The sequence below is a fragment of the Paenibacillus illinoisensis NBRC 15959 genome, from assembly GCF_004000925.1.
Lineage (GTDB): Bacteria > Bacillota > Bacilli > Paenibacillales > Paenibacillaceae > Paenibacillus > Paenibacillus illinoisensis.
Map to the genome: position 1 here is coordinate 1,042,734 of NZ_BIME01000001.1, position 12,280 is coordinate 1,055,013.

Annotated in this window: 14 protein-coding genes; 4 read left to right on the forward strand and 10 right to left on the reverse strand. The window is 49.3% G+C overall.

Features of this window, described 5'->3' with window-relative positions; translation table 11 throughout:
- Window positions 1-2: 2 nt before the first annotated feature.
- On the forward strand, window positions 3-467 hold the full coding sequence (locus PIL01S_RS04390; protein WP_127536424.1) for a C40 family peptidase: 465 nt from the start codon (window positions 3-5) through the stop codon (window positions 465-467).
- Window positions 468-547: 80 nt separating this feature from the next.
- On the opposite strand, the gene PIL01S_RS04395 is transcribed toward PIL01S_RS04390, so the two are convergent.
- The 4 genes from PIL01S_RS04395 to PIL01S_RS04410 form a co-directional block, all read right to left on the reverse strand.
- Complete coding sequence (locus PIL01S_RS04395) at window positions 548-877, reverse strand: carboxymuconolactone decarboxylase family protein (RefSeq protein WP_095358830.1); 330 nt, start codon at window positions 875-877, stop codon at window positions 548-550.
- Window positions 878-1,002: 125 nt separating this feature from the next.
- Window positions 1,003-1,221: a hypothetical protein gene (locus tag PIL01S_RS04400; protein WP_095287968.1), complete on the reverse strand. Its 219-nt coding sequence runs from the start codon at window positions 1,219-1,221 to the stop codon at window positions 1,003-1,005.
- A gap of 118 nt (window positions 1,222-1,339) precedes the next feature.
- The gene (locus PIL01S_RS04405; RefSeq protein WP_095287969.1) at window positions 1,340-1,669 is read right to left on the reverse strand and encodes a hypothetical protein; all 330 of its coding nucleotides are present in this window, start codon (window positions 1,667-1,669) and stop codon (window positions 1,340-1,342) included.
- 96 nt (window positions 1,670-1,765) lie between these two features.
- Complete coding sequence (locus PIL01S_RS04410) at window positions 1,766-2,347, reverse strand: xanthine phosphoribosyltransferase (protein ID WP_095358832.1); 582 nt, start codon at window positions 2,345-2,347, stop codon at window positions 1,766-1,768.
- Between the two features lie 205 nt (window positions 2,348-2,552).
- Here PIL01S_RS04410 and PIL01S_RS04415 point away from each other — a divergent pair, with 205 nt between their 5' ends.
- A complete protein-coding gene (locus PIL01S_RS04415) occupies window positions 2,553-3,611 on the forward strand; it encodes a YkvI family membrane protein (protein WP_127536425.1) in 1,059 nt (352 codons plus the stop codon).
- A gap of 109 nt (window positions 3,612-3,720) precedes the next feature.
- Here the strand turns inward: PIL01S_RS04415 and PIL01S_RS04420 are convergent, their stop codons facing one another.
- Window positions 3,721-4,851, reverse strand: a complete 1,131-nt coding sequence (locus tag PIL01S_RS04420) for a glycosyltransferase family 4 protein (RefSeq protein WP_127536426.1) — start codon at window positions 4,849-4,851, stop codon at window positions 3,721-3,723.
- A 190-nt stretch (window positions 4,852-5,041) separates the two neighbouring features.
- Between PIL01S_RS04420 and PIL01S_RS04425 the strand changes: the two genes are divergently transcribed.
- The gene (locus PIL01S_RS04425; RefSeq protein ID WP_127536427.1) at window positions 5,042-6,436 is read left to right on the forward strand and encodes an RsmB/NOP family class I SAM-dependent RNA methyltransferase; all 1,395 of its coding nucleotides are present in this window, start codon (window positions 5,042-5,044) and stop codon (window positions 6,434-6,436) included.
- A 121-nt stretch (window positions 6,437-6,557) separates the two neighbouring features.
- Here PIL01S_RS04425 and PIL01S_RS04430 read toward each other — a convergent pair whose 3' ends face one another.
- From PIL01S_RS04430 to PIL01S_RS04440, 3 genes are all read right to left on the reverse strand, one after another.
- Window positions 6,558-7,103 (reverse strand): GNAT family N-acetyltransferase, encoded by a 546-nt coding sequence (locus PIL01S_RS04430; protein WP_127536428.1) that lies wholly within the window; start codon window positions 7,101-7,103, stop codon window positions 6,558-6,560.
- Window positions 7,104-7,204: 101 nt separating this feature from the next.
- A complete protein-coding gene (locus PIL01S_RS04435) occupies window positions 7,205-8,269 on the reverse strand; it encodes a hypothetical protein (RefSeq protein WP_127536429.1) in 1,065 nt (354 codons plus the stop codon).
- Between the two features lie 101 nt (window positions 8,270-8,370).
- Entirely contained in the window at window positions 8,371-9,174 is an 804-nt protein-coding gene (locus tag PIL01S_RS04440; RefSeq protein ID WP_127536430.1) for a Cof-type HAD-IIB family hydrolase, read from the reverse strand.
- A 342-nt stretch (window positions 9,175-9,516) separates the two neighbouring features.
- Between PIL01S_RS04440 and PIL01S_RS04445 the strand changes: the two genes are divergently transcribed.
- Complete coding sequence (locus PIL01S_RS04445) at window positions 9,517-9,780, forward strand: hypothetical protein (RefSeq protein ID WP_127536431.1); 264 nt, start codon at window positions 9,517-9,519, stop codon at window positions 9,778-9,780.
- Here the strand turns inward: PIL01S_RS04445 and PIL01S_RS04450 are convergent.
- A complete protein-coding gene (locus PIL01S_RS04450; RefSeq protein WP_127536432.1) occupies window positions 9,745-10,491 on the reverse strand; it encodes a pseudouridine synthase in 747 nt (248 codons plus the stop codon). The genes PIL01S_RS04445 and PIL01S_RS04450 overlap by 36 nt on opposite strands.
- Window positions 10,488-12,143: an RsmB/NOP family class I SAM-dependent RNA methyltransferase gene (locus tag PIL01S_RS04455; RefSeq protein WP_127536433.1), complete on the reverse strand. Its 1,656-nt coding sequence runs from the start codon at window positions 12,141-12,143 to the stop codon at window positions 10,488-10,490. The genes PIL01S_RS04450 and PIL01S_RS04455 overlap by 4 nt, the downstream gene beginning before the upstream one ends.
- Between the last annotated feature and the right edge of the window lie 137 nt (window positions 12,144-12,280).

Sequence of the window (12,280 nt, forward strand, 5' to 3'; positions counted from 1 at the left end):
TTTTGAAAAAACTGATCATTTCTATTTTTGGCGCAGCCGTTCTATTCACATCTGGTGCAGCAAGCACTGAGGCGAGCAGTATCAACACCGTCGTTAACAACATGACTGGAATTCCTTACAAGTGGGGCGGCACGACGCTGGCCGGGTTTGATTGCTCTGGATTTATGAGATATATCTTCCAAAAATATAGCATTGAATTGCCACGTACTTCACAGCAGCAAGCCAAGGCGGGTACTCCGGTATCCAAAGCCAATATCCGCACAGGTGATCTGGTATTCTTCAACACTTCAGGCAGCGGCATTTCTCATACAGGCGTATACATCGGGGGCGGACAATTCGCTCATGCTTCCAGCAGTAAAGGTGTCAGCATCACCAAAATGTCGAATCCCTATTTCAGTGACCGCTATGTAACAGCGCGCCGGGTGACCGGACAGTTTATGTATAACAAGATGCTTGGAAAAATATAAGTTGGACAAGAAACAGGCTCTGGATCATTCCAGAGCCTGTTTTGCTGTCTAGTTATTCAGACACACTTGCAGGAGAAACCTTAGTGCAATGCCTTTTGCACACGCATTGCGCCTTGAGACAGCGCGTGACCGCCGCCTACCGCTCCGGCTACCGCAACCGTCTCCATAATCTCCTGATCGGTTGCACCCTTCGCACGTGCCTCTTCTACGTGGTAAAACGTACATACTTCGTTATTGGCAAACAATCCGATGCCGAGGGCAATCAGCTGCTTGGTTTTGGCATCAATGGCACCTGACTGAAAGCATTCACCCGTAAATTCGTGATACGCTTTGACTACGCCAGGCAATACATCGCTTAATTCTCCAATCTGATCCTTGTAGGCATGTACCTTATCATTCATCAATGTCATGGCTACCCGCACATCCTCTCGGCTGATAAGTTTACGAATTCTCGCTGTACCTATCTTCTCTCCCGAGTGGCGGAATTATGCCAAAGCATCCATGGTAATTCCATGCATCCGTCTCCAGAGCGGCTCTATTCATCAGCCGGGCTTTGGCGCGGTTCGCTAAAGAGCTGATAGCGATAGCTGCGGTCCAGCTTGACCACACGTCTGTTCTGGCGACGGATAAGCACCTGTTCCCCATCCCATGCAACGACAATCCCTGTTACATCGTTGGACTCCAAACCATCCCGTACCACTCTTACTTTTTCACCCGATAAGCGCAGTGCATCCAATTCTGCATCACTAATCATGTCTATGGCTCCTATGTTCCAAAATAATTTACAAAAAGAGACCTAAATGAAGAGTCATTTAGGTCTCACGTGACTGTATTGGACTGTTATGTCATTCGAAAAATATCCCGACTGAAAGTTACCGCTGCGCGTGCTCTTTGCTGTCGTTCTTCTCGAACCAAAAATCAAGCACTTTGGCGGACATCACACGTTCTTCAAGGTACTCCACTTGATGTGGTGTAAATTGTTCTTTCCAAGCGAAGGACAACTCTTCACACAAGCCTACAATGGTCAGCAACTCTGACCAGGCAACATAGCGTTTGTACCAGAAAAATTGAGGATGTTCAATCATATAGGGATAAAGGTCATCAAATTCCGTATGTTTACAATCCAGGGCACGTTCAAAATGAACTTTCGACTCCGCCAGCTTTTCAATAAAAAATTGTTCTGATGCCGGTTGGTTCCCCATGGTGTTGCCTCCTCTCCCTAACATAACCCCATTATAAATGAAATCCGCGGTCATGCAAAGGCATTGTTCAAAAAATAGGCTTTTTCCTTTAAACTGTCACATTTGGTTATCGTCGAATTGCACGGTTCCATCATTCAGTGAACGAATGCGCACCAAGGCTTCCACCGGAATGCCCTGCTCACGGATCGTACGTGCACCGGCCTGAAAACATTTCTCGACCACGACACCGAATCCGACGAGCTCCGCCCCTGAACGTTCAATGATTTTAATGACACCGCGAGCTGCATCTCCGTTGGCGATAATATCGTCTATAAACAAAATACGGTCGTTCTCATGAATATATTCGCGGGATACCATAATATCGGTTACGATCCCTTTGGTAAAGGAAGGAACGCGTTCACAGTAGGCATCGGGATCTGCCAGAAGTGTCTTTTTTCGACGGGCAAATACGAGCGGCACCCCAAGTTCGTGAGCTGCGGCAAAAGCAACCGGGATCCCTGAAGACTCAACCGTTATGACCCGTGTCACTCCACTTTCACGAAAGCGAGCGGCAAACTCGCGGCCCATCTCCATTGTCAGTGCAGGATCAATCTGATGATTCAATAATCCGTCCAGCTTCAGCACCTGATCCGAGATGACTACGCCTTCTTGTAATATTCGTTGTTTTAATACTTCCATCATTCGACCTCCCAAGCCTATCCTATGAGGTAAAAGTATCATAGATGAGGCTGTCAGTTCAAGCGAAATCGGGCTTTCCTCCATCATTGGACGATTCTGGGGACGCAAAGCTTCTTACAATTGTCATGAGTTACCAGGGTCAAGCATACCTTGTACCATGGTACCCGCATGTCCAAACTATAATGGGGCCTGAGAGGGGAAACGCATGAAACAGGCATTCCGGGTGCTGCAGATCGCATTTACATACATCGGAACGGTTGTAGGAGCAGGCTTCGCGACAGGGCAGGAAATATTGCAGTTTTTTACCCAGTATGGCAAATGGGCCACCATCACCATTGGCTTATCGACCATACTATTTGTCTGGCTGGGCACCAAAATGATGCTCATCGCCCATGATACCGGCTCCCGCTCTTACGAGGACCTGAACAAGCACCTATTCGGCCATAAGGCTGGAAAGTGGATTACCTGGATAACGCTTCTGATACTTATTGGTGTAAACAGTGTAATGCTCGCCGGAGCAGGCTCTGTCTTCGTGGAGCATCTTGGACTGAATTACCAGACTGGCTTGATTATTACGATAGTGGGAACGTACCTGCTTCTTGGACGAGGCATCAAAGCCATATTGCAAATGAATAGCATTGTGGTACCGATGATGCTCCTGTTGTCCATTCTCATGATTACAAGCACCATACACCATCCCGGTGCCTTACGGTTCGTTACGCTGACTACAGATACCAATCCTATAAAGGTGTGGCTGTCTCCACTACTGTATTCATCTTTCAATCTGGTACTGGCCCAAGCTGTTCTGGTGCCGGTAGGCAATCAGATCCGTGATCGTAATGTCCTGAAATGGGGCGGTGTAATCGGCGGAATCGGCGTAGGCTTCATGCTGTTAGCCGCCCATTTCGCCATGTCAGCCCAGATGCCAGGTATCATGCAGTTCGAAATTCCGATGGGGAGCATCGCCTTCCAACTTGGATGGGCTGTGCAGTCTGTGTATGTAACTCTGATCTTCATGGAAATATTCACAACATTCGTCGCAGATATCTATGGTATGACTCTTCAGCTTGGTCAGCACTTACAAGTCCCCCCTAGATTAATTACATTAACCATTATGATGCTGTGCTACTCACTCAGCCAGTTTGGATTCAGTTCTCTTCTATCCATTCTCTATCCAATCTTCGGCAGCCTTGCCCTAGTCTGGGCCGGAAAATTGGTGATCGACCGTTGGGGAAGCTTTCGCACGAGACATAAAAACTTGTAAGTTATACTGCGTGCCAAAATGTATTATATTTTAATACCATATTCTCTCAAGCAAAAAGCCGCTGTTCTCACAGCGGCTTCTTCTGTTTATTTTATTCTCAAAAATGAATCTAGGCTTTGCTCGCGAATTGCAGGTACAACTTTTTCAGTTCATTAACCGATCGGCCCAAAGAATAGTGCGTTTTGGCCTTCTCACACGCCGAGCGTGCAAGTTCGTAACGATACGAAGGATCCAGCATAACTTTCTCCAACGCCTCAGCAAGTGCCGAGGGATCCTCAGGGGGAACGAGCAGCCCGTTGCTGCCGTTCTCGATCTGTTCAGGAATTCCGCCCACATCCGTACCTATAAGTGCAAGACAACTCAGCGCTGCCTCGGCAAACACGGAACCAAACGCCTCTGCCCTGGAAGGAAGTACAAATATATCGAAAAATGGCATGAACTCTTCCGGATGCAGGGTGTATCCATAAAAAATAGTCTCGTTATAGATACCCAAACGCTGAGCCAGTTCTTCCAAATCAGGTCGAATCGGACCATCCCCGATAATATGTAAAACATAGTCATGTCCTCGACCTTTGAGTTCCGCGCAGGCTTTGAACAAAATATCCAGTCCTTTGGCCGGGACAAGCCGGCATACCGTAACCAGCTGCGGGATCGCATTATCATGAGGAATGGGTTTAAAACGTTTCTCATCAAATCCGTTCGGAATAATGCCAATGACGTCAGGCTGCTTCACATAAGGAGTTAAATACTGCCGAAATGATTCGGAGACGGTTAACAACCGCTCTGCCTGATGCTCCAGCTCGCCGTAAATGGCAATCAAAAACTGATGATCCAGACCGTCTGGCTCGATTCTTCCATTCAGAATCAACTCACGCTCATAACTGGAGTGAATGGTTTGAATAAGCGGTGTATCGGGAAATACAGTTTTCATGGCAAGACCCGCAATGGGATGGTGAGCGTGAATCAAATCATAAGGCTTCTGGATCCGCAGCTTCGTCCACCATAAATAATCACGGTAAGTCTGCATATATTTTTGAACGACAGGACTTTCCTGATACTTGGTCCAATCGAACGTTTCGAACTGCACGTCCTCCCTGCCCTTGTTGCGAATTCGCTTCGGCAGCGAAAACAAGTCCATCTCCCACCTCGGGGAAGTAAACCTCTCCTGCATATACGGAATCATAGAGGATACACCTCCGGGCTGCTCCGGAGGAAAGAAAAGCGCCTGCAGCAATTTCACCGTTAGTTTCCCCCTTTCTAGCTTCAGTCTTTCAGTACATCTTCAATCATGATATATTAGAACGTATGTTTCAGTAAAGAAATAACTGTTTATTCCTCACCATTTTAACAACAACGTTGCAGCTTGCAGACCCTGAGGGTTATCCGGAAGGGTCATGCGGACAAGCTAATGAAAAGGAGAGCAACAAGACATGAGCAAGCCTTCACTCCCTGAGTCGTATATACATTATATTCGGGAAATGCTCGGCTCAGAAGCAGAAGCATTTATTGACAGCTACGATCAGCCTCGTGTACAGGGGTTGCGTTTTAACTCCCTTAAAGCTACACCAGAGCTCAAAAAGCAGGTGATAGAGCAGTTTAACCTGACCAAGGTTCCCTGGTGCGAGACGGGATACTACTATCAATCGAATGAGCGTCCTGGCAAACATGTGTATCATGCTGCAGGACTGTACTATATTCAGGAGCCCTCTGCGATGTCGGCGGTGGAGATGCTGAACCCACAACCGGGTGAGATCATCTTGGATCTCGCGGCTGCACCAGGCGGCAAAACAACCCACATTGCCTCACTCATGGAAGACCAGGGGCTGCTCGTTTCCAATGAAATTCATCCGGCCAGAGCCAAAATCTTGGCAGAGAACGTGGAACGAATGGGACTCTCTTCCGTTGTTGTTACAAGTGCAGCACCCGGAGAATTGTCGGCGCGCTTTCCTGCAGCCTTTGACCGGATTATGCTGGATGCCCCTTGCTCTGGCGAAGGTATGTTCCGCAAAGATCCGGATGCGGTCACCGAGTGGAGCGATGATCTGGTCACACTGTGTGTGAACAGACAATGGGACATTTTGCAGGATGCCTATATCATGCTTAAACCGGGCGGGACTTTGGCTTATTCCACTTGCACCTTCAATCGCGAAGAGAATGAAGGCATGATGGAACGTTTTGTTACCACTTATCCAGATCTGACTCTGGTACGGACTGAACGAATCTGGCCTCACCTGGCCCAGGGCGAGGGACACTTTGTAGCTGTAGTGACCAAAGCAGAATCCCAAGCTTATGCATCCCAAGAACAGGAAGAACAACCTCGCAAACGCAAAGATAAAAGAGGCAGGAATCCACGTCAAACGACAGCATCCAAAGAAGTAGAATCCGCGTGGAATGCTTATCTGGCCTGGAGTTCTGACCATACAGACACGGTAGCTAACGGAACTGGCAGACCTCTGCTTTTTGGTGAAGCTTTATATGTATTGCCAGAGCGTGCTGCACAGCTGCTGACCGATGATCGTTTAAACGGATTGAAGCTGCCCCGTCCAGGGCTTCATGTCGGTGACTGGAAAAAAGGGCGCTTCGAGCCTGCTCATGCACTCGCGCTGGCTCTGGGACAACTGGAGGCTGTCAACATGCAGCATGCAGCACTAGATGCAGAGACCAGCCAAGTGGCGGCATATCTTCGCGGTGAGAGCCTTCCTGCCGAAAGCGGAATTACCGGATGGACGCTTGTGACGTTCAACGGGCTTCCACTGGGGTGGGGAAAAGCCAGTGCAGGACAGTTAAAAAACCGTTTGCCTAAAGGCCTTAGACGCATGCAGTAGACTAACCCTATCACGACTCAAAGCCGGTGAGCATTAGTGCTCCCGGCTTTATTTTCCGTTCATTAATGGAGTTGAGTTAACAGGTTGATGAAATGAAATGACCTATTTTTTTAAATTTCATTTAGGATTGAAGTGGCTTCTCAAACGTACTATACCCATTCATTTTCCCCACAAAGGTATATCCGTTCCGAGGGTAAAATTCATTCAGCCTCTCATTGTCACCCACACAATCCAATCGCATGACGTGTTTGTTGTCAAATTGGATTCCACTGCTGGACCAACCCAAAATGTCCCGACCCAGTCCGGTACGGGCGTACTTTCTCCGAATGGCCAAACGATGCAAATAAACGGCGCCATCCGCTTGATGCGCTTGCGGTCCCCATAGCTCGGAATCCCAAGCACTTGGCTGCTGCATCAGAATAACCATGCCTGCCACATCGCCTTCTTTCTTGAACACAAACACATCACCGCGACGAATGGCCCCTGCTGTATCGTGGGAATCTTCACCTTTCAAAAGCGCACTCCACTGGGAAGATCCCTGGCTGCGTAACCATTCAGCTGTCTCCCTAAGCAAGGATAGTACATCTTCCGTGTCTTCCGGCTGAGCCTGCATTGCTCTAAAATCATCGTTAATATATTCTGTAATGATTGAAAATGAGTGCTTCATGGTTCTCCTCCAATTCCAGATCTCTTTAGAACTATTGGAACTATACCCGGAAATGAATTTTTCGTCAAAACAAATCAAAAAAGGTAAAAGGCATAAGCCTCTTACCCGTCGATCTTCGCTTCATCTATAATCTGGTTCCGGTACAGCATGGTAAGGTGCAATGTGTCGAATTCAAGGTCCTTGTCCAGTTCCTGAAGCAGCACCTCAACCAGATCCCGCCGCTGTGCACTGGTTCCGGGTACCTGATAATCCATATAGCCCGTCAGGTCGGCATGAGATGTATCAATGGTTGCTGTCCCCACAGGTAATCCGCCACGTTCTTGCAGAAATAGCTCATAGACCCTGAATTCACGGTCCTTGCGCACCAACATGACATAACAGGAATCCTCTGCTTCGTCTATCTCGTCTTCAGAATCATCCCAATCCTCGTATTCGGTAAACTCCTCTTCCTCCGAGTCATCCACAAAGTCGCGGTGTACCCACTCCATGGACTCCAGCTCAGTCCCCTGATGCCACATGCGAAGAGTAATCGTGTCGATCACTTCTTCGTCGAGTTCTCTTACGAGCAGCTCTGCCGCAGCATCAAGCTGGCTCTCGAGAGGCACGTCATACCAGTGTATCTCGCCTTGAATGTCGGCCCCATATTGTTTCAATGAAGCTTCTGCCAGCTCAGTCCCGTCAGCATCGTTAAACACATAGGTCGATATACTTCGTCCGGCGGTTACAAGCTCCATTTCCAGCACATGTTCCCGATCTTCATATGTAAAAGCTTCATCTGCTGTATCCGGAATTACGCGAGAGTCATCCACATCCAGGTCATCCAAGTATTCATCAGCCTCGTAATGCATATCATCCGACTCACGCTCTGGATCAAATTCCAGGTTTTGCAGAACCGAATGCAATGTGCCACAGCTGACCAGCACTTCATAATAGATCGCCTCCACTGCATCCGTAAGGGACCGGATATATGCATGAACCTGATCAATGATGTGCTTTTCCTCATCCGCTGAAACCAATTCCCGTTCCATCTGAAGACTGCCAGACAAACGGTCTCCTTCCCTATATACCAGCAGAAGTGAACCCGCGTATTGATCATTCACCATTATATCGAGCACTTCACCACCTGATGTACGCAGATCCGGAATCAGCTCCACTTTCTGTTTCATGTGCCTGTCCTCCTCCATTTCTAATGGTATTCTCATAGGTTACCCATGAGGCCAGTAGATTATGAAGCAGGAGCCTTTGAAAATGAAAAATGTGGTTGTTATTAGACAGCTAGGACGTGTTTTTGGACAGCATGCGCAACACCCTGCTCGTTGTTAGAGAGTGTCACTTCATCCGCAGCAGCCTTCACCTCTTCCGGCGAGTTGTCCATGGCAATCCCTATGCCTGCATAAGTCAGCATCGTGATATCATTGTAGTAATTGCCGATTGCCAAAATTTCTGAAGGTACAATACCTTTGGATTCAGCCAGTCTCTTCAGCGCCGCTCCCTTGGAGGCTTGCGGGTGCATCAGATCAATGAAAAAGTCTCCGCTGCGAGTCATGTAGTAAGGCAAATTCCAAGTTCCCCATTCCTGCTGAACCTTGTCCATCTGCTCTATGGGCCCAAACGCGGTGAATTTGGCAAGCGGTTCTGACAGGTCTGCCCACTGCGGAAGCTTTAAGGGCTCCATCATGAAGTTGTTGTACATCTCCCGAACCTGTAATTCCAATCCTTCCGGCTGATCCACATATAATCCAAATGCCGTGTTGATGTCAAAATGCACACCGTTTGTACGGCAATATGTGACAAAGGGCTCCAATCCCTGACCATCCATGGCAAATCTGTGCACAATTTCACGGCTCTCCACTTCGGCCGTCACGGCTCCGTTATGTGTAATCACATATCCGTCAAGCCCCATTCGCTTCATAAAAGGAATGGTGTTGGCCGGGCCTCTGCCCGAACACAGAACGATCTCGGCTCCCTGCCGGGAAGCACGGATCAGAATCTCTTGGGTCCATTCGGTAAGCTCATGATGATCATTAAGCAGCGTGCCATCTACGTCAAGCGCAATTAATTTGATTGTCATCGGGTCTTCACTCCTCAACTGTTTAAGTAATCGCACCCTCCCAAACCCTCCCTTCCGAGGTAGGGCCCCAGAGGGCTCTGCCCTCTGGACTCCCGTCTGTTGACCGGCGATGTGTCGGGTCTTGCTATGTGACGGTGGGTGTGGGAGCGCTTGTCTGCCTGGATCTCCGCTTATCGCGAAATCCAGGCCAAGCTTAAGTGCGACCATTTCGGGCAGCGCTTCGCCCTCTGCCCAGGCTCCCTGCTCCGCTCCGCGAAGGACGGGAGCTTGCGCCTGCGGCGCTGAGGGCAGGGCTTCGCCCTCTGCCCGGGCTCCCTGCTCCGCTTCGCGAAGGACGGGAGCTTGCGCCTGTGGCGCTTGAGGGCAGCGCTTCGCCCTCTGCCCAGGCTCCCTGCTCCGCTTCGCGAAGGGCGGGAGCTTGCGCCTGTGGCTTGCTGGGCAGCGCTCCGCCCTCTGCCCGGGCTCCCTGCTCCGCTCCGCGAAGGACGGGAGCTTGCGCCTGTGGCGCTGTGGGCAGGGCTTCGCCCTCTGCCCAGAGCTCCCTGCTCCGCTCCGCGAAGGACGGGAGCTTTACTTACGCAGACAGGCCAGCTCGTCTGCGGTTAGTTCACGGTATCTGCCGATCGGAAGCTCCTTATCCAGCTGAAGGTCGCCCATGGCTACCCTTTTCAGATAAACCACTCGTTTGCCTACAGCCTGGAACATCCGTTTCACCTGATGGAATTTGCCCTCGTGAATAATGAGAGAGATCGAAGAGATCACTCCCTCCTCCGTCTCCTCATGATGAAGCACAGTCAATTCGGCTGGCATGGCTTCATAACCGTCATCCAGCTGTATGCCGGACTTGAAGCGTTGAACATCCTCGTCATCCACTTTCCCCAGTACACGGGCTTCGTATGTTTTCGGTACATGCTTACGTGGAGATAACAGATCATGCGCAAGCGGACCGTCATTCGTCAGAATGAGCAATCCTTCTGTATCTTTATCCAGCCGCCCTACCGGGAACGGATCAAATACCCTGTCCTCTTTGCGGAGGAGATCCAGAACCGTTTTATCCCTGGCGTCTTCCGTTGCCGACACAACACCCGGAGGTTTATGCAGCATTAAATAAATCGTTTCACGGTATACGATACGCTCTCCATCAGCTTCAATGACATTGGTCTCTGGATTCACCTGCATACCACTATCCTTCACAGCTTGGCCATCGACAAAAATTCTGCCCTGCTTTACCATTTTTTTGAGTTCACTCCGGGTACCTACACCCATGTGACTTAGTATTTTGTCAAGACGCTGTGTTTTCTTTCCTTTGTCACTCATACCGATGTCCACCTCCAGCCAGCCGGGTACTCATTTTTCAGCACGCCATCCAGCCATTTGCCCCAACCAAGAGCATATCCATCGACGCATACCAGCGTATAACCTTTGGCAGCTGATCCAGGCTTGCACTCCAGGCGCGCTTCTTCGATATTCAGCGTTTCGCCCTTCAGGTACCTTACCGCTTCTCCACTTGCAGAAGCCAGGTTTATAACCCTTTTCGCCTCAGAACTGTTCAACGCACAAGCCAGTGGATGAGACGGAACAAACCTTCCGTTCTTTACGGTACCCATAAACCATCCGGGCCGGATCACTTTGAGCCCTTCCAGACGCGATGCGCCAACAGACGATTGATATACACGGTCACCGTAAAATACTGTTTCCCCAGGGAGTTCGAGTTCCAGATGCTCTTCTATAAATTGTTGATACACAGTCCCCGGGTCAATGTGCACCTGATCAGTTCCTCGACCTTTTCCACGATTGGACTTACGCGCATCACGCTCGTTGTTTCTTCCCGCTTTTCCCTCATTTTTTCCGCCTCGAGCTGGTTTTTCATTCCGTTCTCTCGATTCAGTTCTCATCAATCGTTCGCGTTTTCGGTCCGCTTTGCTGAACGGCTGAGTTACAGCAATTCCTTGATCCTCGGAGATCTTGGGTACAGTCTCCTTCTCATCCTCAACGCTGCTGATCCGCTCTGCAGAAGTCTCAGGACGATGCTGCAAAACAGCTACATAATGCCCTTCGCCCTCCAACAAGTGAGGCCACAATCTCGCTGTACCACGTGTTTGATCCAGTACAGCACCTGTTTTTTCTGCCGTTTCAGGCAGCATCTGGCGTACCCAATCCGGTCTTCCCGGAGCGAATCCGGCTGTTCCCGGAATATCATGAACAGTGAAGTCTGGATTGAGATTCAGAAATTCGGCGATCATGGCTTCATTTTCCTCCGGCGCAAACGTACACGTGGAATATACGATCGTTCCTCCCGGAGCGAGCAGCTTCGCAGCTGTCTCCAGAATATCCCGCTGCATTAGCACACACTTCTCTACCGAATGATGCTCCCATGACTTCACCATGTCTTCATCTTTCCGGAACATTCCCTCTCCTGAACAAGGAGCATCAATGAGTACCTTATTAAAATAATGCGGAAATGCACCGGCAATCCGTTCCGGCGACTCATTCAGGACAACAGCATTTCGCACACCGTACAACTCTACGTTTTTGGCAAGTGCTTTGGTCCGTTCGGAATGAATATCATTGGTCACCAGCACACCCTTACCCTGCAGCTTTGCTGCGATCTGGGTAGATTTACCGCCGGGTGCTGCACACAAATCCAGTACATGATCCCCTGGCTGAACGTCAAGCAGCTCCACCGGAGCCATCGCGCTTGGTTCCTGAATGTAATATAGCCCTGCATGATAGTACGGATGTAGGCCTGGTTTCACGCCATGCGGCACATAAAAGCCCGTCCCGCACCACGGAATGGGCCGCAAATCAAAAGGAGCCAATTCATCAAATTGCTCCATGGATATTTTTAACGTATTCACTCGAAGTCCCGCATGTGGAGACTGTTCATATGATTTCATAAATTGTTCAAACTCATCTCCGAGCAAGCTTTTCATGCGCTCGGCGAAGATTGAAGGTAGCTGTACAGCCATATTCACTCATCCTGTCCTGTTAAAATGCATATTGTTCTATGTTATCATATCCCGGTGTAGCTTTCCTATTGATTCACTGCATATTCCACTACAGCGTGTAATGTTGTATAATGACAAGTAGGTTGATTCTCGTGCAA

Excerpts from the sequence above, each read along its gene's own strand:
- PIL01S_RS04405 (WP_095287969.1), bottom strand. The coding sequence starts at position 1,669 with ATGGGGAACCAACCGGCATCAGAACAATTTTTTATTGAAAAGCTGGCG.
- PIL01S_RS04440 (WP_127536430.1), bottom strand. The coding sequence starts at position 9,174 with ATGACAATCAAATTAATTGCGCTTGACGTAGATGGCACGCTGCTTAAT.
- PIL01S_RS04450 (WP_127536432.1), bottom strand. The coding sequence starts at position 10,491 with ATGAGTGACAAAGGAAAGAAAACACAGCGTCTTGACAAAATACTAAGT.
- PIL01S_RS04415 (WP_127536425.1), top strand. The coding sequence starts at position 2,553 with ATGAAACAGGCATTCCGGGTGCTGCAGATCGCATTTACATACATCGGA.
- PIL01S_RS04410 (WP_095358832.1), bottom strand. The coding sequence starts at position 2,347 with ATGGAAGTATTAAAACAACGAATATTACAAGAAGGCGTAGTCATCTCG.
- PIL01S_RS04455 (WP_127536433.1), bottom strand. The coding sequence starts at position 12,143 with ATGGCTGTACAGCTACCTTCAATCTTCGCCGAGCGCATGAAAAGCTTG.
- PIL01S_RS04430 (WP_127536428.1), bottom strand. The coding sequence starts at position 7,103 with ATGAAGCACTCATTTTCAATCATTACAGAATATATTAACGATGATTTT.
- PIL01S_RS04395 (WP_095358830.1), bottom strand. The coding sequence starts at position 877 with ATGACATTGATGAATGATAAGGTACATGCCTACAAGGATCAGATTGGA.
- PIL01S_RS04400 (WP_095287968.1), bottom strand. The coding sequence starts at position 1,221 with ATGATTAGTGATGCAGAATTGGATGCACTGCGCTTATCGGGTGAAAAA.
- PIL01S_RS04435 (WP_127536429.1), bottom strand. The coding sequence starts at position 8,269 with ATGAAACAGAAAGTGGAGCTGATTCCGGATCTGCGTACATCAGGTGGT.
- PIL01S_RS04425 (WP_127536427.1), top strand. The coding sequence starts at position 5,042 with ATGAGCAAGCCTTCACTCCCTGAGTCGTATATACATTATATTCGGGAA.